General features: G+C 61.7%; 20 protein-coding genes. 9 read left to right on the top strand and 11 right to left on the bottom strand.

The window, feature by feature from the left end; all coding sequences use genetic code 11:
• Positions 1–144: 144 nt before the first annotated feature.
• From ACSJJT_RS07335 to ACSJJT_RS07320, 4 genes are read right to left on the bottom strand one after another with little or no spacing between them, the layout of a single operon-like run.
• The gene (locus ACSJJT_RS07335; RefSeq protein ID WP_435917657.1) at positions 145–942 is read right to left on the bottom strand and encodes a carbohydrate ABC transporter permease; all 798 of its coding nucleotides are present in this window, start codon (positions 940–942) and stop codon (positions 145–147) included.
• A gap of 1 nt (position 943) precedes the next feature.
• A complete protein-coding gene (locus ACSJJT_RS07330; RefSeq protein ID WP_435917656.1) occupies positions 944–1837 on the bottom strand; it encodes a carbohydrate ABC transporter permease in 894 nt (297 codons plus the stop codon).
• The gene (locus tag ACSJJT_RS07325) at positions 1837–3210 is read right to left on the bottom strand and encodes an ABC transporter substrate-binding protein (protein ID WP_435917655.1); all 1374 of its coding nucleotides are present in this window, start codon (positions 3208–3210) and stop codon (positions 1837–1839) included. The genes ACSJJT_RS07330 and ACSJJT_RS07325 overlap by 1 nt, the downstream gene beginning before the upstream one ends.
• 49 nt (positions 3211–3259) lie before the next feature.
• A complete protein-coding gene (locus tag ACSJJT_RS07320; protein WP_435917654.1) occupies positions 3260–4285 on the bottom strand; it encodes a carbohydrate kinase family protein in 1026 nt (341 codons plus the stop codon).
• Between the two features lie 129 nt (positions 4286–4414).
• Here ACSJJT_RS07320 and ACSJJT_RS07315 point away from each other — a divergent pair, with 129 nt between their 5' ends.
• Together ACSJJT_RS07315 and ACSJJT_RS07310 are read left to right on the top strand one after the other, a co-directional pair.
• Complete coding sequence (locus ACSJJT_RS07315; protein WP_435917653.1) at positions 4415–5176, top strand: DeoR/GlpR family DNA-binding transcription regulator; 762 nt, start codon at positions 4415–4417, stop codon at positions 5174–5176.
• Complete coding sequence (locus ACSJJT_RS07310; protein WP_435917652.1) at positions 5173–6510, top strand: 6-phospho-beta-glucosidase; 1338 nt, start codon at positions 5173–5175, stop codon at positions 6508–6510. The genes ACSJJT_RS07315 and ACSJJT_RS07310 overlap by 4 nt, the downstream gene beginning before the upstream one ends.
• Positions 6511–6574: 64 nt before the next feature.
• Here the strand turns inward: ACSJJT_RS07310 and manA are convergent, their stop codons facing one another.
• The 7 genes from manA to dnaA all read right to left on the bottom strand — a co-directional run bounded on the left by manA (position 6575) and on the right by dnaA (position 14030).
• The gene (manA, locus tag ACSJJT_RS07305) at positions 6575–7768 is read right to left on the bottom strand and encodes a mannose-6-phosphate isomerase, class I (RefSeq protein ID WP_435917651.1); all 1194 of its coding nucleotides are present in this window, start codon (positions 7766–7768) and stop codon (positions 6575–6577) included.
• An 18-nt stretch (positions 7769–7786) separates the two neighbouring features.
• The gene (locus tag ACSJJT_RS07300; RefSeq protein ID WP_435917650.1) at positions 7787–8155 is read right to left on the bottom strand and encodes a hypothetical protein; all 369 of its coding nucleotides are present in this window, start codon (positions 8153–8155) and stop codon (positions 7787–7789) included.
• A gap of 41 nt (positions 8156–8196) precedes the next feature.
• Positions 8197–8802, bottom strand: a complete 606-nt coding sequence (locus ACSJJT_RS07295; protein ID WP_435917649.1) for a DciA family protein — start codon at positions 8800–8802, stop codon at positions 8197–8199.
• Positions 8795–9979, bottom strand: a complete 1185-nt coding sequence (gene recF, locus ACSJJT_RS07290) for a DNA replication/repair protein RecF (protein ID WP_435917648.1) — start codon at positions 9977–9979, stop codon at positions 8795–8797. Before recF ends, ACSJJT_RS07295 begins: the two co-directional genes overlap by 8 nt.
• 48 nt (positions 9980–10027) lie before the next feature.
• Positions 10028–10681: a DUF6226 family protein gene (locus tag ACSJJT_RS07285; RefSeq protein ID WP_435917646.1), complete on the bottom strand. Its 654-nt coding sequence runs from the start codon at positions 10679–10681 to the stop codon at positions 10028–10030.
• 124 nt (positions 10682–10805) lie between these two features.
• The gene (gene dnaN / locus ACSJJT_RS07280) at positions 10806–11966 is read right to left on the bottom strand and encodes a DNA polymerase III subunit beta (RefSeq protein ID WP_435917645.1); all 1161 of its coding nucleotides are present in this window, start codon (positions 11964–11966) and stop codon (positions 10806–10808) included.
• A 555-nt stretch (positions 11967–12521) separates the two neighbouring features.
• Positions 12522–14030, bottom strand: a complete 1509-nt coding sequence (dnaA, locus tag ACSJJT_RS07275; protein WP_435917644.1) for a chromosomal replication initiator protein DnaA — start codon at positions 14028–14030, stop codon at positions 12522–12524.
• A 361-nt stretch (positions 14031–14391) separates the two neighbouring features.
• Between dnaA and rpmH the strand changes: the two genes are divergently transcribed.
• From rpmH to rsmG, 7 genes are all read left to right on the top strand, one after another.
• On the top strand, positions 14392–14526 hold the full coding sequence (gene rpmH / locus ACSJJT_RS07270) for a 50S ribosomal protein L34 (protein WP_435917643.1): 135 nt from the start codon (positions 14392–14394) through the stop codon (positions 14524–14526).
• 6 nt (positions 14527–14532) lie between these two features.
• On the top strand, positions 14533–14979 hold the full coding sequence (gene rnpA, locus ACSJJT_RS07265) for a ribonuclease P protein component (protein ID WP_435917642.1): 447 nt from the start codon (positions 14533–14535) through the stop codon (positions 14977–14979).
• Positions 14976–15449 carry a membrane protein insertion efficiency factor YidD gene (gene yidD, locus ACSJJT_RS07260; RefSeq protein WP_435917641.1) on the top strand — a complete coding sequence of 158 codons (474 nt, stop codon included), beginning with the start codon at positions 14976–14978 and terminating at the stop codon, positions 15447–15449. The genes rnpA and yidD overlap by 4 nt, the downstream gene beginning before the upstream one ends.
• Positions 15449–16528 (top strand): membrane protein insertase YidC, encoded by a 1080-nt coding sequence (yidC, locus tag ACSJJT_RS07255; protein ID WP_435917640.1) that lies wholly within the window; start codon positions 15449–15451, stop codon positions 16526–16528. Before yidD ends, yidC begins: the two co-directional genes overlap by 1 nt.
• A 75-nt stretch (positions 16529–16603) precedes the next feature.
• Positions 16604–17209, top strand: a complete 606-nt coding sequence (locus tag ACSJJT_RS07250; RefSeq protein WP_435917639.1) for a Jag family protein — start codon at positions 16604–16606, stop codon at positions 17207–17209.
• 293 nt (positions 17210–17502) lie between these two features.
• Positions 17503–17880 carry a hypothetical protein gene (locus tag ACSJJT_RS07245; RefSeq protein WP_435917638.1) on the top strand — a complete coding sequence of 126 codons (378 nt, stop codon included), beginning with the start codon at positions 17503–17505 and terminating at the stop codon, positions 17878–17880.
• 1129 nt (positions 17881–19009) lie between these two features.
• Positions 19010–19648 carry a 16S rRNA (guanine(527)-N(7))-methyltransferase RsmG gene (rsmG, locus tag ACSJJT_RS07240; RefSeq protein WP_435917637.1) on the top strand — a complete coding sequence of 213 codons (639 nt, stop codon included), beginning with the start codon at positions 19010–19012 and terminating at the stop codon, positions 19646–19648.
• Positions 19649–21061: the final 1413 nt, after the last annotated feature.

Here is a 21061-nt window from a genome sequence, read left to right as displayed (position 1 = left end):
GACGGACTTTGAAAGGCCCTGAGAGCGATTCGACCCCCTACCCCGACCACCGGGTCCGGAGTCGGGGGTCACCGCTTCAGCAGCGTTTCGCGGCCCGTCATGGACGAGACGCCGTGACCCTGACGATCCGGGCCCCGGGCGAGGTCATTTCACGGCACCCTCGGTGATGCCCGCGATGAAGTACTTCTGCAGGATGACGTAAGCAATGACGACGGGCAGGGAGATGATCACCGAGCCGGCGGCCAACAACGTGAATCCCTGGGTGTACTGCCCCTGGAAGAACGCCAGCCCGAGAGGCACGGTTCGCAGGGAGTCCTTGGTCGTCATGACCAGCGGGATGAGGAACTCGTTCCACGTCCACATGAACTCCAGCACCAGCAGGGTGAGGATCGAGGAACGCCCGAGCGGGGCGACGATCCGCCACAGCGTCTGCCAGGAATTGAGGCCGTCGATCCGGGCAGCCTCGACGACGGAGCGGTCGGCCGATTGGAAGTAGGTCCGCAGCCAGAAGGTGCCGAAGGCGATCGACTGAGCGGTCTGCGGTGCCACCACCGACCAGATCGTGTCGGTCAGACCCACCGTCCTCATGTCGAAGTACAGGGGCACGATGATGGCCTCACTGGGCATCATCATCCCCAGGATGAACACATAGAACATCACCGTCGAGCCGCGGAAACGCATCGTCCCGAAGGCATAACCGGTCATGATCGACGCCACCGTGGCGATGATGACCACGAGCAGGGACACCGTGATGCTGGCCAGCATCGAGCGCCCGAAATGTCCTTGGGTCCAGGCCTGGCCGAAGTTCACCAGACCTCCCGGAGCCCCGGCGTCATGGCCCATCGCGGCCTGCACGAGGATCACCAAGGGCAGCAGGGCAAACAGACAGAACAGGACGAGGATGACGTAGTTGACGACCGTCTCACTGGTACGGGTTCGCATGTCAGCCCTCCTTCCCGATGCGCTGGACTCCGACCGAGATGACGAAGATGATGAGGGTCAGGAAGACGCCCACGGCCGCGGCCTGTCCGACGCGGCCCAGCTCGAAGGCCTGGTGGTAGACCTGATACGACGGCACGGTCGTGCTGTACCCCGGCCCGCCCTTCGTCATGACGTAGACGAGGTCGAAGGTCTTGAGCGCGGCGATGACGGTCATCGTCAGGGACACCGCTATCTGCGGACGCACCGACGGCAGCGTGACGCTCAGGAATTCCTGGATCGGTCCGGCACCGTCGAGGCGGGCGGCCTCGTACTGTTCGCGCGGAATGCTGCTCATCCCGGCCAGCATAAGGACGGTCACCAGACCGATCTCCACCCACATCCCGACGATGCCGACACTCGGCAACGCCCAGCCCCTGTCCCCCAACCACGCCTTGGTGGCCACTCCCAGTCCGATGGCGCGCAGCGCTACGTTGAGCGGACCGTCGGGCTCGAAGATGTGGCGCCATGCCACACCGATGGCAACCATGGCGACGACCTGGGGCACGAAGATCACCGTCCGGAAGAAGGGAATTCCCCGGATCCTGCCCCGGTCGATGATGGCCGCCACGACGAGCCCGATGACCAGCGGTATCAGGGCGAAGAAGATGATGAGAACAGCCGAGTGCACGAAGGCGACGCCGAGCTTCTCGTCGGAGAAGATCGCCCGGTAGTTTCCCAGTCCCGCCCACGTACCCAGGGTGATCCCGTCCCAGTCGTACAGGGAGATCTGGACCGACCGGATGAGGGGGTAGAGCAAGAAGGCGGCGTAGATGAGGAAGCCGGGCAGCAGGTACAGCCATGCCACCCGCCTCGGCTCACCCGGCGCTCCTCGGCTGGGGGTTGTGTTCCTTCTCATCACGAATTCTGGTTCCCCACGAAGTCCTCGTAGTCCTTCTCCAGGGTCTTGAGGGTGTCCTCCGGGGAGGCCTCACCTGCCAACAGACTCTGCAACGCCGCCCCGAGGGTGTCGCTCATCGTCGGGGTCGCCCAGTCGAGGTAGGGCAGCAGGGAGTTGTCCTGCGAGGCCTTGCCGAAGGCGTCGAGGAGATCCTCGGTCATGTCGTCGGAAGCCTTCTGGTCGGTCGTCTCGACCACCGGCAGGTTTCCGGTCTCGGCAATGACCTCCATGGCGTCGGCACTGGTGATGTGGTTGATGAAGGCAGCAGCGGCATCGGGGGTCTTGCACTTGCTGGTGACGGCGAAGGGCAGACCGGTGGCACCGGTGGTGTACGAGACCCCGTCGGCCTTGGCGGGCGGGGGAAGGATGAACTCGACGTCACCTCCCATAGCCTTGGCCAGGTCGGCACCCAACCAGGTGCCGCCGATGAGGAAGATGCCCTTGCCCTTGGAGAACTGCTGCCAGGCCGGGTCGTAGCCCAGTCCGTTGACCCCGGAGTTGAAGTAACCCTTCTTGACCCATTCCTGGATTCTCTCCATGACCTTCCGGTTGCCGTCACTCTGCCAGGTGGCTCCCTTGTTGCCGTATCCGAGCTTGCGAACGGCCTCGGGGTCCTCGAAATGCCCTTGGACGGCACCCAGGACGTGGATGGCAGGCCACTTGTCGAGGTTTCCGAGCATGAGTGGGACCTCGTTGGCGCCCTTCGCCTTGCCCAGGGCGGACTCGAAGTCGTCCCAGGTCTTCGGCAGCTCGAGGCCGACCTTCTTGAGCTTGGCCTTGTTGACGTAGACGCCGACGACCTCGCCGACCTGGGGCAGACCGTAGAGCTTGCCGGCTCCGAAGGTCTTGGCGTCGTCGGAGTAGGACGCGGTGGCACGCACCGACTCGGGGTAGCGCTTGTCCCATCCGTAGGCCTTGGCGTACTGGTCCAATGGGATGAGCTGACGGGCCTTGACGAACTGGCCGAGCTGGGATCGGGTGTTGTTGGCCTGGACGACGTCGGGGGCGTCATTGCCGGACAGCGCCAGGCGCAGGGTCTTGGTGAGGTCGTCGAAGGACCTCGACACCCGCTTGATCCTGATGTTCGGGTATTTCTTCTCGAAATCCGCAATGAGACGGGTCATCTGAGCGTTGCCACCACCACGGACCTCCTGGTCCCAGACCGTCAGGGTGACGTCGCCCATCGCCTTGGCGTCGGTCTTGACCGAGGAGGGCTCGACCTTCGGACTCGAGATGGATCCGCTGTTGGAACCCGGAGCACATCCAGCGGCGAGGACGGCGACCGCCAACCCCTCGATGACCGTCCTTCTGCTGACCTGGTTGTTCCTCATGGTGTGCCCTCCTTGGCGTGGTGTGCCTGCGATGGTGAAGACGATGTGATCAGGGTGTGGCCACCGTGGGGTTCGGTCGACGGGCTGGTCCGGTGCCCTCCGGGCAGTCGGCGAGGAAGGCGAATCGCGTCGCCAACTCCTCGTCGGAGCGACCGATGGTCCACCACCACTGATGGATCTCGGTCCAGCCGGGGGTCGAGAGGGAACCGGTGAGTCCCTCGACGGTCAGGGCCGAGCACAGACTCGCGAGGTCAAGGGTGCGTGCCAGTGGCCAGCCGTTCAGGGTTCCCCACAGCACTGCGGCGTCGAACTCGTCGCCAGCCCCGGTGGCGTCGACCATGGACGCCTCAACGGGACGCACCGGGAATCCCTCGGGATTGTCCGGATCAACCGCCCAGGCACCGTTGGCGCCGTCGGTGACGATGACCGTCGGCACCCGGGACGCGAGAACTGCGGCCGCATTTTGAACGGTCCACACCCCGGTGAGGGCACGGGCCTCCAGGGAATTGGGAACGATGATGTCGCAACGGTCCAGCAGGGACAGCGCGTCAAGGTCCCACCTGCCCGACTCGTCGAAACCGAGATCCCCCACGACGATCGCCCCCTCGGGAATGTCGACGTGCTGGTCACGTCGCGGGTCGAGGTCGACGAACACGGCACGAGGGTGCCCGACGATTCTCCGGTCGTGGGAATCAGGCGTGGGGGTCTGGTAGGTGATCATTCGGCGATCGTCCGCCTGTGCCAGAGAGACGGTCACGGGTGTGACCCAGCCGGGATGTGTCGCGACGTTCTGCAGGCCGACACCCTCGTCATCGAGGATCGCCAGCATCCGGTGGCCCAGCAGGTCGTCCCCGGCGTCGGTGGACAGATCCACGCGGGCTCCCAGTCGGGCCAGGCCGACCGCCAGATTCGCGACGCCACCGGGAGCCATGGCCATCGTCGTGGTGAAGATCTCCTCACCGCCCTCGGGCAGGCGTGCCAGATCAGCGAACACCATGTCGACGAAGAGTTGGCCGCACAGCGCGACATCAGTCCAGCCGTGTCGGCCAGTGGGACAGGCGATTGGTCGCGTCATCGGAGTCCTCCGTTGGATAGTCCATCTGACCTCATGATGCAACGACGATATCCGGATCGCAACCATTTGCGCCGAAATTCCATCATGTTTGGAACAACATGAGCGTTTTTGAGTGTTAGGGTGATCACCATGAAGGAGATGCGACAGGACCAACTGGCAACCCTTCTCGCCGGCCGCGACACCTGCACCGTCACAGAACTGGCCGCTGCCGTGGACGCCAGTGTGTCCACGGTACGCAGGGATCTCGACGAGATGGCCCGCAGTGGACGTATTCGCAGGGTTCGTGGTGGCGCGATGGCCGCCCACGACCGGTCCGACTCCGACGAGAACAACCCCTTCCAGGTCGTGCTGAGCCACAACCGCCCCAGCAAGGACGCCATCGCCCGGAGAGCCGCCGAACTCGTTAAGGACGGCGACTCGGTCATCATCGACATCGGGACGACGACCTGCCGGCTCGCCCACTACCTCGTCGGTCGACCACTGACCGTCTTCACCTCGAGCCTGCCCGTCCTCGACGAGTTCCGTCATGACAGCACGACCGAGGTCATCGTCATCGGTGGGAAGCTCCGGCGGTCCTACCAGAGTCTCGTCGGCGTCATCACCGAGGACGTCCTGGCGAGGATCTCGGCGAACTGGGCCTTCCTGGGAACCAGCGGTGTCTCACGGGGCCGGGTTCTCGACACCAGTTACGTCGAGGTGGGAATCAAACGCTCGATCCTCACCCATGCGGACAGGACGGTCCTGCTGGCCGATCACGACAAGTTCCCCGGGAGCGGGAATCTCGAGGTCGCACCCGTGGGCGACTTCTCCGTACTCGTCACCGACTCCGCCACTCCGGACGGCGTCATCAATGAAATTCGTGAAGCTGATGTGGAGGTATTGTTGGCATGAAACTCACAATTCTGGGCGGCGGCGGATTTCGCGTCCCACTCGTGCACAATGCAGTGCTGAGTGACCCCGAGTGTGCCATTGACGACATCTGCCTGTACGACACCTCGCAGCCCCGTCTGGAGATCATGAGGTCGGTACTCGTGGCTCAGGCCGAGGAGATGGGAACCTCCCGACATCCCTCGATCACAACGGATCTGGACCGGGCACTAGAGGGGGCCGACTTCGTCTTCTCGGCGATCCGCGTGGGAGGACTCGAGGGTCGTTGCTGCGACGAGCGAGTGGCCCTCGGTCATGGCCTGCTGGGTCAGGAGACAACGGGGGCCGGAGGTCTGGTCTACGGCCTGCGAACCCTTCCGGAGGCCATGCGCATCGCCCATGCCGTGGCCCGGACGGCTCCGAACGCCTGGGTCATCAACTTCACCAATCCGGCCGGGATGATCACCCAGGCCATGCAGTCGGTGCTGGGCAACCGTGTCATCGGCATCTGTGACTCACCGATCGGACTGGGTCGACGGGCCGCACGCGCACTGGGCCTGGATCCGGCACGAACCCAGTTCCGCTACTCGGGCCTGAATCACCTCGGTTGGCTCCACGAGCTGCGTCACGAGGGACGCGACGTCCTCCCCGAGCTGTTGGCCGACCCCGACCGGTTGCGCACCACGGAGGAGGGTCGTCTCTTCGGTTCGGAATGGCTACAGATCCTCGGCTCCATTCCCAATGAATATCTCTATTACTACTACTTCAATCGTGACGCCATTGAATCCATCACCCGGGCTGACGAAACACGCGGCGAATACCTGCGCCGGACCCAGCACGATTTCTATCAGGAGGCATCTGCGGAACAGCGAAATTCCCTCGACATCTGGAATGACGTGCATCGTTCCCGCGACGCGACGTACATGAAGGAGTCCCGCGGGAACGGGGAGGAGCGCGACGAGGAGGACATCACCGGTGGTGGGTACGAGAGGGTGGCCGTCGCCATCATGAAGGCGATCTCCCGGGACGTCCGGACCTCCATCATCCTCAACACACGCAACGACGGCGCCCTCGCCGGTCTCCCTGACGACGCCGTGGTCGAGATCCCGTGCACCGTCGACGCAGCAGGTCCAGCAGCACTGCACCCTCATCAGTTGAGTGGTCACCAGCTCGGGTTGGTGGCCACCGTCAAGGAGTGCGAGATGCTCATCATCGAAGCCGCACGTGACAAGGACCGTCGGGCAGCGGTCAAGGCTCTTGCCATTCACCCGCTGGTCGACTCGGTCACGGTTGCCGAACAGATGCTCCGAGAGCACACCGAGAGATCACCCTGGATTGCCGCCGTTCTTCCCCACTGACTCGCAAACCTGGTGCGGTTGCCCACCGCACCGGGTTCGGTCCGCGGTGCGTGCCACGTCTCACTCAGGAGTGGTCGGTGTCCACTCCGGCACTCGCCAAGAATCCATGCCCTTGACCTGTCAGCGTGACCTGTTCACCAGCGGCCAGCCACGCCGCTTGGCCACGGTGTAGCTCAAGGTCGTCACTATTGGATTGGGCCACCACCGTGCCCTCAGTAATAAGAACAATCCGCCCCAGCTCGACAGCAGGAAGGGTGATCGGATCGTCGCCGCCCTGTACCGACCAGAGCCTGAATTCCGGGAACTCAGTGCGGTACAAATCCACTCCAGGGGAGATCTGCTGTGGATACTCACCAACGCACGGCACAGGACTCATGATGGCGTGGTCACGCAAGGCCTTGACATCGATGTACTTGCTGGTCAGGCCACCGCGCAGGACGTTGTCGGAGTTGGCCATGATCTCCACACCAGTGCCCCGCAGATACGCGTGCAGGGTCCCAGCACCAAGATGGATGTGCTGGCCGGGTGCCAGTCTGACCCGGTTCATGAGCAAGGCGACAAGAATCGACGGGTCGCCGGGATGGTCTCGCCACAGGTCGACGGCAGTGTGAGCCAGACTACGGACGTCCTCGTCCGTTCCATCGCTGAGATATGCGCGCGAAGCCGTCACAACTCTCTCAACGACCGAGGTCACCGCGTCGCCACCTGACAACGCCGTCGCCACGAACTCAGCCAGGCCATCGTCCCTGCTCAGCAGTGTCAGCAAGTGGTCGAGGCCGTCAACCTTGCCCAGGCCTGATAGCAGCGCCAGGGATGACGAAGACTCGCGGAATCCACACAGGGCGTCGAAATCGGTGAGGGCGACGATCATCTCCGGTTTGGGCCAATCGTCACGAAAGATGCGATTGGGGGCATCGACGGGCACGCCAGCCTCGTTCTCGGCGGCGAATCCTTCCTCGGCCTGCTCACGCGACGGATGAGCCTGGATGCTCAGGGCATGGGAGGCCGACAAGATCTTGAGCAGGAAGGGCAGACGATCACCGAAAGCCTCACGGCTTTCTGCGCCCAACTCGTTGGGGTGCTGCACGAGCCACTGGTCTAACGCTGAATCGTCAGGCAGGGTTGACGGCGCTTTAGGGTGGGCACCTAGCCAATATTCGGCCCACGGGGTGCCATCGGGTGTGACACCGAGGATGGTGGGGATGGCGTCGGCTGAACCCCAGTCGTAGTGTTGAATCCGGCCTGTCAGTGCACGCATGACCCAATTTCATCACGCCTATCGTGGTCGAGTCATCTGGACAAGAATGGTCCCGACGATCATGAGGATCACCCCGCCGATGACGCCCGAGAATCCGAAAACGTTGATGGTCGTCGGTTCATCGTGCACAAGGAAGGAACCGACCGCAACCGCAAGGACCACGCACCCGATGCCGTGAACCCACCGTGATGCACGAGACCCTGGTCCCTTGACGGCTGCCAACACACCCAGTACACACGCGATTGTGAAAATAATCCCAAATACACAAGCATAACCTAACGAGCCATCGATTCTCTTGTCAGCTGACACCATAATCATAACGACGAGCGTCACGATGTCCGCGATGACAATTCCGCTTGACCACATGGAAAGATTGCTTTTCATCATCCACACCTCGAGAACACGATCACAATGACTGGACTTCCGCCTCATCCGTAGGTATCTCGCGGCCCACGTCCTGGCACTGACCGTGGCCCATGCCTCCAACTCGGTGTATTCGGTCCCTCAATCACAACACGAGTGACGGTCCCCTCCCCCAGCCGGCGATTGAGTTCGGCGACCAGCTGTGGGGCGATGGTGCGCAAGGAGGTGGCCCACACCGTCGCCTCGGTACGCACCGTGAGAACCGTGCCCTGGTACTTGACCGGCCGGGAGTGCTCGGCGTTGGTCGGGCCGACGAGTTCTGGCCAGCGTGAGAGGACCAGGTGCAGGTTGACCTGACGTCCCCATCCCTTGGACTTCACAAGGTTGGTGAAGGCATCTCCCAGGGCCATCGGGTCGCGGGCGTCCTTTCCCGGGCCTGACCATGTCGGGGTACCGGGGGGACGATGACGTCTCCTCGCCGTGGCGCGCCGAGGGGGTGGTAGCAGAACCTCACCGTCATCGTCACGACGCGGGGTTCCTGCTGGTTCGCCACGGGCAGCCCGGGCGATGGTCAGGGCGACGTCGACCCCTTCGTCATCATGATCGGCGGCCAGACGACGGTCCTCGTCGGAAGGGACGACCCGGTCTCGCGGATCAACTCCGTCAGTCATCGTCACTCCCCTCATGAGCCAACACCTGACCACCACCGACGTCGAACCTCTCCCCTCGCAGAATCTTGGGGACGTCCGAGGCCACCGCAGCCGTCACAAGCACCTGATCGGCCTGCACCACTGACGATGCCAGTCGATCCCGGCGCGTTGCGTCCAGCTCGGCGAAAACGTCGTCAAGGACCAAAACGGGCTCAACCCCATCGTCACGCAGTAGCTGGAACGACCCCAGTCGTAAGGCCAACGCCAGCGACCACGATTCACCATGTGAGGCATATCCTTTGGCCGGCATCTCACCAATATGCAAGACGATGTCGTCGCGCTGTGGTCCAACGAGGGTGACGCCACGACTGAGCTCATCACCTCGGCGCCTCGCCAGGGCGTTCAGAAACCGATTCGCAAGCTCACCACGGTCAATGGGGGCACCAGTGTGACCCTCCTGCGGAGGCGACCACAACCCGTCGAGATCAATCGTCGACTTGTATGACGCTGTGGCCAAGTCGTTCACCGGAGCAATCTCGCGGTAGGCAACTGAGGTCAACGGCATCACAGTCGACAAGGTGTCCAAGCGCGCAGAAAGCAACTCGGCACCGATCGTGGCCAGCTCATCGTCCCAAATCTCCATTGTGGCGCCGATCTCAGCCCCAGCCGATGGTCCCTTGCCAGCAAGTGATTTGAGCAGGGCATTGCGCTGTTTGAGGACGCGTTCGTAGTCCGCCTTCACCCCAGCCATCCGCGGCCATCGCGTCACCACCAGGCCATCGAGGAACGCTCGACGATCCGACGGATCACCGCGCACCACTGCCAGGTCATTGGGTGAGAACACCACCGTTCTCAGCACCCCGAGGATCTCGCGAGGACGCGTCAGCGGAGCACGATTGATGCGTGCCCGATTCGCGCGACGAGCATTGACCTCCACCTCCAACAACAAGCTGCGAGCATCGTCGACTCCGGCACGAACCCGGCCTCGCACGACTGCCTGATCGGCTCCCAGCCTCACCAATGGGGTGTCGTTGCTGACGCGATGCGACGACAACGTTGAAAGGTATTCCACCGCTTCTACGAGGTTCGTTTTCCCCTGACCGTTGGATCCGATGAAGGTCGTGGCCCCTGCGGTCATCGGAACGTCGGCACGAACGTACGAGCGGAAATCAACTAGTTCGAGGCGCTCAACAAACATCCGAACCTCCCCCGATGCTCAACCTGTCAGGTTACCGGACAGGCATGGTCACAGCCACGGCCTACCGTGCAGGATGACGCAACCCTCGGGCAGGAGAGGATCATCACCGCTGCGGATCGCGTCGACGACGGCTTCCGGTTCCGACAGCGGAGCAGGACCGTCCCCTCCCCAGTCCAACGCGCAGCGTCGGCTGGTGGCCACCAGTCGGAACGCCGACCGATCCGAGTCCGACGGGGCGACGATGGAGACCAGACTGCCGTCGACGAGGGCCGTCATGTCGTCGTCGAGGACGGCCAGCAGGTCCGCAGACCCGGAGTCACAGGCATCACAGGCACAATCGGGGACGATGTCGAAGGGGTCGGCGTCGGAGGTGACCGACAGCCCGAGGAAGGGGACCTGGTCGAAGGTGACGACGGAGACGTACAGCGGCAGAGTGTCTCCGTGCGGGCTCGACCAGCGCTGCTGCAACCGGTCCTCCCCCTTGGTCATGGTGTCGACGTCGACGTCGCACAGGATGGAAAGAGCCTGTTGCCAGGCTTGCAGACGAAGCACGAGAGCCCGATACCGCTGTGGATCGGTGACCCTGCTGTACTCCTCCTCGGCCGCAATCGGGTTGTCAGCGTGGGGATCGGGCCAGGAAGGCGCATTGAGGGCATCGAAGACGCGGTTAACCTCAGTCCTGACGTCAGCGATGGTTGTCATGGAACCAGTGTGGCAATCCGTCCAGGACAGTTACCTGGCACCCCATAACACATGGGAACAAGGGACAGTGCTATGGCCCGACACGACTAGGCTGAGATCAGCGTTCTCGTGACTCGCCGCGACGTCAGGACGGCAACCTCATCAGCATGATGACGTGACGGTAATCCGTCTCCGGCTTGCCGTCGAGATCATTGAGACCGGTGACCAGGCACGGCTTACCGGGAGCGGTGAAGGAGAAATGCACGTAGGGGGTGTCCAGGGCACTGAGGGCGTCAGACAGGTAGTGCGGGTTGAATCCAGCCGCCGTGATGGTGGGCTCTCCGTCGACGTGGTCAGTGACAATGGCCTCGATGGCCTCGGAGGCCTGGGCCTGGTCGCCGGTGGCAGCCGACAGGGCGACCGAGTCGTCATTGATGACCATGCGTAGGGGGGTGTTGCGCTCGGCCACCAGGGAGACACGACGCACCGAGTTGATGAGCTCGTCGGTACGAGCGCGCACCGATCGGGTGGCCTTGATGTCCATGAGGTGGCGAACCTTGGGGAACTCCCCACTCAGCAGACGGGTGGTCATCCGACGCATGCCGTTGGCACCATCACCCTCGAAACCAACCAGGCCCTCGCCGTTCTCGCCTGAGGAGAGGTTCACAGTGACGTGCTCACCGGAGGTCATGGAGCGGGCGGTCTCATTCATGACCTTGGCCGGCACCAGCGCGGTGGCCTCGGCGTCGGTGGTGGCCGGGTTCCAGGTGATCTCCTTGAGGGCCATGCGGTAACGGTCGGTGGCCAGGAGGGAGAGGACCTCGCCATTGATCTCGACGCGCACGCCGGTGAAGACCGGCAGCAACTCGTCGCGGCCAGCAGCCACAACGACCTGGGCGACAGCCCGGGAGAAGACATCGGCCTCAACGGTGCCGGTGGCAGCCGGCATCTGCGGCAGGTCAGGGTACTCGTCAACCGGCAGAGCCTGCAAGGTGAAGCGGGCAGATCCACAGACAAGATCCATCTTGGCGGGATCCGTGGTGATCTGGATCGGCTTGTTGGGCAAGCTGCGCGCAATGTCGGCCAGCAGCTTGCCGGAAACCAAGGATTCGCCAGGCTCGTCGACCTGGCCGGGAAGGGTGATCTGAGCACTGGTCTCGTTGTCGGAGGCAGACATCACGACGGAGCCGTTCTCGGCGCGCACGAGTAGTCCAGCCAGGATCGGCACTGTCGGCCGGTTCGGCAGGCTGCGGGCAGCCCAGGCGACAGCTTCGGCCATGACATCACGTTCCAGACGGATTTTCACTGCGTCCCCTTGACTTAGCGTCTTGCACCCCACGGTGCTTGCAGGTCGATCATATCCATGCCACAGGGCGAATCGCACCCAGGTGATGTCAATGTTGAGGGTGTGGTCGACGATCTGGGGGAACTTACCGTCAGTAGATCTTGTGGGGTTGAGCAACAGCGAAGGAGGCCTTGTCCCCAAATCCACACCCACAGACTTTCAAGGGATGGAGATGTATGTCTTTTCTTCATACTCATAACCCCTGTGGATCTTGTGGATAACCCGTGAAGACCCTTGTCGCAGAGTCTTTGAGGGTGTGGATGACGACGTGGATCGGATGTGTGTGCCGAAGAGGTGTCTGTGGACGGTCGACGTTGTCCCCCGAGTGTCCACCGGTTTTCCACACACGGGTGTGGGAATGGGCGTATGGATGCGTGGGTAAGGCATCCGCAGAAGCAGGAATGGGTCTTGGAACGCGCACGTGCTTCGGCTGGATGCGGACAGGCATCAGCATGGCAGGGTTGGAGGGGCGACCGATGACGGTTCCTCAGAAACGCCGGGATCGTGGAGAGACGGTCAGTACTGCTTGATGCGGTTGGTGATCTCGGAGACCTGGTTGAAGATCTGCCGCTGTTCCCCCATGAGAGCGCGGATCTTGCGGTCGGCGTGCATCACCGTGGTGTGGTCCTTGCCACCGAACTCAGCACCGATCTTGGGCAACGAGAGATCGGTGAGTTCCCGACACAGGTACATCGCGATTTGTCGGGCTGTGACAAGGGTCTGAGTGCGTGAAGTGCCCAGCAGGTCATCGGTGGAAATGTCGAAATAGTCGGCGGTCTCGGCAATGATTCGTTCGGGAGTCACTGGGGTCTCCCGGCCTTCTGGCATGAGGTCCTTGAGGACGACTTCCGCCAAGGAGATGTCCACCGGTTGTTGGTTGAGGCTGGCAAAGGCCGTCACCCGGATAAGGGCGCCCTCGAGTTCACGGATGTTGGTCTGGATGCGGCTAGCGATGAACTCCAGTACTTCAGGCTCAACGGTGATCTTCTCCGCTGCGACCTTACGCCGCAGGATGGCGATGCGTGTCTCGAGATCGGGGGGCTGGATGTCGGTGAGCAGGCCCCACTCAAACCGGCTGCGCAGACGTGGCTCCAAGGCCTCCAGCAGCTTTGGCGGCCGGTCGGAAGTCATGACGATCTGCTTCTGGGCGTTGTGGAGGGTGTTGAAGGTGTGGAAGAACTCCTCCTGGGTCTGGATCTTCGACTCCAAGAATTGGATGTCGTCGACCAGCAGGACGTCGACGTCGCGGTAGGAGCGACGGAATTCCCTGGTGCGGTTGGTGCCGATGGCGTTGATGAAGTCGTTGGTGAGTTCCTCGGTGGAGACGTATTTCACCTTGACGTTGTCGTAGTAGGACATCACGTAGCGACCGATGGCGTGCAGCAGGTGGGTCTTGCCCAGTCCGGAGCCGCCATAGATGAGTAGCGGGTTGTACGACTTGCCGGGCGCCTCCGCGACGGCGACAGCAGCCGCGTGGGCGAACCGGTTGGAAGCGCCGATGACGAAGGAGTCGAAGGTGTACTTGGGGTTGAGTCGGTTGCCCTCGTCATCATCAACGCCTGGGGTTGGCTGGGTGGAGGGTTCAGCCGCTCCGACGGTGACCTTGGGAACGAATTGGGCCGGTGGGACGGGAGTCTCTTCCTCCTCGTCGTCATGCTCGGGGGCACCGAGGGCCAACTCCAGATCGGAATCGATCGTGATGGCGAGTCGGATGCCCTTGTGGAACTGGTCGGAGAGGAGCTCTTCGAGTTCATGACGCATCTTGGACTCGACGCGTTCACGGGCAAATTCGTTGGGGACGGCGATTATGACGGTCGACCCGTGCATCGTCACTGGTGTGGTGTTGGACAACCACGCGCGGTTGGGTTTGGAAACCTTCTTGAGGATTTCGTCCCAAGCCGTGTTGAGGGCCTTGATGGGATCACTGTCGCTCGGCTGCGAACTCATCGGTGGGGGCAGCACGGCGTCCGGATGAATCGGCGCGGGACGAGGGTGGTCGGCGTCGCCGAACGGGGTGTCGGACATTCCACCACCTGTTCCCTTAGAAAGTCGTCGAGAGTTGTCCACACAGTTTTCCACAACCCGTGTGACAGGGCACCGGAAGGGCGCCGTACTGTCGAACGCTAGTGAGTCACGGGTCCATCCGCAACCGGTTTGAATGGCTTGTCAGGCGGGTCAGAGCACTACATCACTGTGGTTTCATGGATGTTGTTCAGTAGCTGTTCGTGGCGAGATTGCCAGTTTGCCGACAACGGGTTTGACAACGTAGAGTTGTCCGGTCGCTGTCCTCAGCGTCCACTTCCCCTGCGCCCATCCGGGCGCCCCGGAGGCACCGGCTCGTGTCGATCCCCCGGGTGATCCCCGAGACACAAGGGAGAACATCCCCGTGAAGCGCACCTTTCAGCCCAGCAACCGTCGTCGTGCCCGTAACCACGGCTTCCGTTCCCGCATGCGCACCCGTGCCGGCCGCGACATCCTCGCCGCTCGTCGTCGCAAGGGTCGCGCCAAGCTGTCGGCCTGAGTCTCCATGCTGCCCGCCCGGTTGCGGATGCACCGTCCTGGTGACTTCCGCGCCGCGGTTCGCGAGGGCGTTAGATCAGGCCGTCCCACTCTCGTCGTCCACGCTGGACGATGTGCATACGGTCAGCCTGAACCGACCGATATCACCGAGTTGTCCACAGCTGTTGTGGACAACTGTGGTACCGGTGGGCCACCAGCGTCCGACGGACCGACAACTTCCCGACCCGAGCTCGCGCCACGGGTCGGTTTTGTCGTCTCCAAAGCCGTCGGCAATGCCGTCACCCGCAATCGGGTGAAGCGTCGTCTGCGGCACCTGTGTCGTCCCTTCGTTGACGAACTCGAGGATGGCACCGTCGTCGTCGTGCGAGCCCTGCCAGCTGCCGCAACCCAACCTGATCGGGTTGCCAAGGATCTCGACGGGGCATGGCACCAAGCATTGCGGAAACTTCGATGATGACTGCAACGGTACCGGCACGGCGTCCGGCTCACAGCAGTGGTCTGTGGGGCACGCCGCGACGTTTTCGCCCCTTCACATGGCTGGCCATTGGCTTCGTCAAAGGCTGGCGGGCCTTGATCTCGCCACTCTACGGTGATGTCTGCAAGTACGAACCGAGCTGTTCCTCCTATGGTCTGCGAGCCCTGCAGGTGCACGGAGTGTTCCGGGCGACGCCGATGATCATCTGGCGGATCCTGCGATGCAATCCATGGTCCAACGGTGGGTACGACCCTGTGCCGGGCACCCGCGAGGCGAGACAATGGTGTGACCTGCACCCCGAGCTGGCGCGCTCCACAAAGAAATCGACCGATGACCTGACGGGTGATGACCCGAGGGATCACGGATCGGCCCCACGAACCATCCCCGGACACACCGATCCGGGGAGTACCCACATGGGTACCCCTTCCCACACCCGAGGTGAGAACTGATGCTCAACCCGATGGTCATACTTGGCCTGGGCGGCGCCCTACATGCGATGGGTCACGCCATCATGGTGCCGCTGTACTGGGCGGTGTCCGGCCTACTTGTCCTCTTCCACTACCTGTGGTCGCCGCTGTTCGGTCGCGACTCTGGCGTGTCGTGGACGTTGGCCATCGTCTGTCTGACGATCTTCATCCGTCTGCTGTTGGTGCCGCTGTTCGTCAAGCAGATCAACTCTGCGCGATCGATGCAGCTGATTCAGCCGAAGATGAAGGCCATTCAGGAGAAGTACGGCGATGACCGGGAACGTGCCGGTCAGGAAATGATGAACCTTTACCGCGAGGAAGGGGTCAACCCGGCGGCGTCCTGTCTTCCCGTGTTGCTGCAGATGCCAATCTTCCTGGCCCTGTTCCGCGTGCTCGACGGTGCCTCCCGCGGTATCGCCCGCGGTCACTTCTTCACCGAGAACCCGGGACTCATGGAGTCCCTGCAACATGCCAAGTTCTTCGGCGCTGAGCTGGCCGGCCGCTTCCTGCCGATGAACAACGGCTTCGGTGGCACCCAGATCGTCGCCCTGGTCCTCATCATCATCATGGTGGCGACGTTGTTCTACACCCAGCTTCAGCTGATGCGCAAGAACATGCCGCCGGAGTCCCTGACCGGCCCGATGGCACAGCAGCAGAAGATGATGATCTACCTCTTCCCTGCGATGTACCTGTTCTCCGGTGTGAGCTTCCCGATCGGCGTCATGCTCTACTGGTGCACCTCGAACCTATGGACCCTCGGTCAGCAGGAGATCCTCATTCGTAACAACCCGACGCCGAACACCCCGGCCTACATCGACTGGCGTGAACGCATGATTGCCAAGGGCAAGGACCCTGACGAGATCGAGCGTGCCCGTCGCGAGAAGCGTCGCCGCAAGGTCGTCGCCCCCACTGCGGTGGCAACCGCCGAGGATGGCGAGAAACCGATGGTTGCTCGTCAGGGTGTCACCCGTCAGACGGTGCGCAAGGACGTCAGTGGTGGTCGTCAGGTCGTCCGTCGTCAACAGCCTGCCAAGCAGACGCGAGCCCAACGCAAGAAGTGAGGTCGGGCCCCGGTCCGCCACGAACCATTCCACGGACCAGCATGACTGGTTGATCTTGAGAGGTAACGAACAACGATGAGCGAGAGCAGCGAGCGTATTGAGGAGCTCGACGTCGATCAAGTTGAGGATCGCGGCAGTCTTGATGTCGAGGATATTGAGGACGACGACGTCGACCTCGAGTCGGAGGATGACGTCGACGACGATGAGGAGGGCGGCGAGGAGTCTGGTGACCCCCTCGATGAGGAGGGTGACGTCGCCGCTGACTATCTCGAGGAGCTCCTCGACATCGCCGACCTGGATGGTGACATCGACACCTATGTGGAGAGCGGGCGAGCCCACATCTCCATCGTCACGGATTCCCAGATCCTCGTCGGCAAGGACGGCAAGGTCCTGGAGGCCCTGCAGGAGTTGTCCCGCCTGGCCGTCATGACTGAGGTCGGGCATCGCTCCCGCCTCATGCTTGATGTCGCCGGATACCGGGAGTCGCGTCGCAAGGAGCTAGTGGTCCTGGCAACCGAGGCAATTCAGTCGGTCAAGGAGACCGGTGAGCCAGCCCATCTGGCTCCCATGAACCCCTTTGAGCGCAAGATCGTGCACGACGCGGTTGCGGCCGCGGGACTCGTCAGCGAGTCCGAGGGTGTTGAGCCCAAGCGTCACGTGGTCATCACGCAGGAACAGTGACCCATACTCAGTCGAGTCATGAGCGTGGGACCCGGCGGGTGTGACACCCGCCGGGTCCCTTTTTGTGCATGAGTCGTGCCCGAAGTGAGCAGGTCAAGCCGACAGACATGGCTGTCATCTTTGATGAAGGGATTATTCCGACGTTGTGGTCAGAAGACAATTCCGTTCGCCTCATTCCCGTCCCTACGATGCTCGAGTTCATTGCGGCACGAAGGTCACGTTCTTTTTGCAAACCCCGGCTCGGGTGCAGGTGAAGGGGCAGTAGCGAGGTGAATGGATCGGGTCTTACGACGGTGACGAACTCACCTTGTTACCTGGCCTATTTTCCAGGAGGACCGGTCCTCAACGAGTACCGCAACGACATTGCCGAGCACCGTATCTGGGGTACCAAGACGATCAGGGACGCCATCACCAATCACAACGGCATCTCGCTAACCGAGGTGGAACTGGACGTCACGGCCCCTGAAGGCCAGCGCGTGACGTCGGTACTCAAACAGGGGACTCAGAGTGGCCACGGACTTGCCGCCGGAAAGCCACAGTTCAACGTCCAGCTTGCGTTGCGCCACGAGGACGGGACCCTCAAGACCGAGGACGAGCTTCGAGGGCTTGAACCAGCTGCTGAGGTGACCTGCAGGGCCCCGGTTGTAGAACCTTTGTGCGAGCCGCCCTGACGTGCTGAGGGTGAGTCGGTGGTGGCGCCACTCTCCTGCTGTCATCGCCAACCTGTGGGGACCGCCGAGCTGTATGGATGGCCGCGGTGCCAAAATCCTGCGTGCTGTTTGGTCATGGACGTCTGGCTGGGGGAGAGGTCGGAACTTGCAGGTCTCGCTCGGGCACATGGATCACCGACCCAGCGCGGATAGGATATTTATCGATAAACAGCTATATAGCTGGAGTCTGTCCCACGCGACACGTTCGAGTTCTTGAAGGGTGTCGTTGGTAGCCGATGCCTGGATATTGCCGGTCTTGTCGATGGGATACCAGAAGCGATACGTGAAGATGCGATGGTCCGTCCGCCGGCTGACCGTACGAAACCGAGCTCCATGGTGTGCCGATCGTATAAATCAGAGGACGATGTGTTCACAACTTGAGTCCTGAGGACTCTACAATTCGGGCATCACTGAGTCATGCTGGAGCCGAATGTTCGAAGCGCCACTCAATGGGTGACTGAAACATATGGCTGAAATTCTGTCGTGCACAAGTTATTGAATACCAGTGGTATCTTGAATTTGAGTAGAAGTATGGGTGACGAATTGGATGGGCCTCACTGGGTGGGTCTTACGAGCTAGGACGTCCAGTCCTCGCGTGAGCCGCGGCCTCACCGCGACGAGTCTGTGTTGAGGCAGCGCGCCACACTTGTTGGCACAACTGGGGCAGACCCTGAGATGGTCGGCCTTCACGGGAGGACAGTTCAAGGGCGTCGGTGACTACTCCCCCGGTGTGGGGCAACCAGTGTCGACACGTGGTCATGGTACCGCCTTGAGGCTTGTGGAGGTGATCATGGGCTTGGTTGGGTCTAATGGGGATGCCCGGTACTACCGGTGGCTGGGCCCGCGTCCGTGGAACAAGGAGCTCGCGGTGTGATGGAATCGCGACGATGGGAAGGTCGAGAAACCCAGGGTCCTCGGGGGAACGTGATGTGGCTGATACCCTCGAGGCGACCTGAGAGTCGCGATGAGCTCTGTCGGGGGTGGGCGGAACGAGTGGTGTCGGCGGATCGCGAGGACGCTGGAACTTGCCACCGTGGTATCGAAGTGCTGGAAGAGAGCGATCATGCTCACTGTATGCAGGCATGGCAGGATGTCTGCCATGACCCAGGTGACAGACGATGCGATAGCCGAGCGGCTTTACGGCGCCAGATATGAGACAATTAAACGATATGTCGATATATTGTCTAATCGCGGAGTTGAGTGGGGATTGATTGGACCCCGTGAGGTCGACAGGTTGTGGGAGCGCCATGTCCTCAACAGTGCGGCGCTGGAAAGCCTGATTCCGCAAGGATCTCACGTTGCCGACGTGGGAAGTGGCGCAGGCTTGCCTGGCATTCCACTAGCGGTTTTGCGACCAGACCTGGAGATGACCCTCGTTGAGCCGATGCTGCGACGCTACAACTTCTTGACTGACGCCGTTGATGAACTTGAGCTGAGCGATCGGGTGACGGTTGTGCGGGACCGTGCCGAAGACGCAGGCATTTCGGTCGACGTTGTCGTGTCCCGAGCGGTTGCGAAGCTGGTCACCCTTATTGCGTGGACGGCTGATTTGTTCGGACGGACTGGTTGTCTTCTGGCATTGAAAGGGCAGTCTGCCGATGAAGAAGTGGCCAAAGCGAAGAAGGAACTTTCCAAGCGTCATCTTTCTGCGGAGGTACTTCTCGTTCGCGCTGATAGATCGTCGGAAGTGACGCGCGCAGTGCGTGTCCGTCGATCTGAATCTGCCTGAAACGGTGTGATTGTCCAATAGCGAGATTCAAAGTCGAGATCCCCGACGAAAGTCTGCGTGATCGCTGTCTGACTAGGTTGGATTCGTAACCTCGATAGCGGGAGATCTGCTATGAGAGCTGGGTCGAGGTTGGGCGTCCTTCGTTGAGGTCAGGATGCCAGTTGGTTCACGAGGCGGTGTGGTGGGGTGCCTCAGTGGTGGGGTGGCCCATTGCCAGAGTGGCACCGTCGTGCGGTGTGGTTGACATAATGGTCTGTGGGGGCGAGGGCAAGACCTGGGTTCACAGCCATGCTCCGTGCGCGGAAGAAACTGACGCCACGGAGTGATTGGCGCAGCGAGCGTCGTTGGGATTTGTAGCGTGTATGGCCGAAAGTTGAAGTGACCGAGCTTGGTCGGTGCAGTGCGATCCTGGTTGCATCGCCGAGCGATCAGACAGTTCGACCGCGACCCGACTGAGATGGACCGGTCCTGTTTCACGTGAAACACGACTCCACATGCGTTGTTGGTGATCTCACGGTACCGATCGACATGACGCTGGCGAATCGTGCCGACCACCTCGTACTGGTCGACTTGGAGTAACCCCTGGTGCCGTCCCCATCAACATGGCCAGTAACGTAAAGTCCTCCGTTGGTGCGTGCATGACTCTGTACTGCGCAACAAAGATCGTTGGTGATGTTGCCCACAGGTGACCCCCACGTGGCTGCCAACTGTATTGGTGCAGCGTTGAGGGGCAACACCAACACCGAGTCGAAGGAGGAAGCGAAACTTTCTGAGGACTTATGTAGTCAGAAAGGTTACTGTCGACCGCGTGGCGGTATGAGGCACTGGAGGTAGTTCTCCAAGGCGGCGCATGAGGGGTGATCTGGTCACGTGGCGGGCCGGTCGGATCGACTGAGTCAACAGTTGGAAAGGCAGGTTCATCGGACAATTCAAGTGTCAACCGGGCTCGACGGAAGATTGCTACTGGGCGAGTTCTTGACCAACCAGGGGAAAGTGATCATGCGACATAGACCACGGTGCGACTGGGATCCTGGACCCGGTGGGTGATCTCGAGTGACTCTAGGTGTGAGGCACGCATCATGGAAGTTCGACCGAAAGACTTGGTATAACGGGATGGTTCTTGAGGCCGGAACGCGATGCATTTCCACGACCCGGATCACACAGGGGCAGTCTGTCTTGGGGACTCGTGAATTGATGTAGTCTTCAGCCAACATGAGTCGAGACAATTCCTGGCCTGGGGGTTCGTGGCGGAAGAGGCCGAAGAGAATCTTGAGTCGGCATGTTCTCAGTTCAATTATCTAAGTCACCGTTATCCACCTGCGCTATGAGGTTATCCACAGGATCTCGTGGTTGGGGTGTGTAGTTATCCACAGGCGAAGAGATGTCTCTAAGTCTGCGGGAGGTGCCCGGTAG

The organism is Cutibacterium nasicola (assembly GCF_051303185.1).
GTDB lineage: Bacteria > Actinomycetota > Actinomycetes > Propionibacteriales > Propionibacteriaceae > Cutibacterium.
Note: the sequence above shows the minus strand (reverse complement) of the source record. Positions and strands in the feature narration are given on the sequence as shown.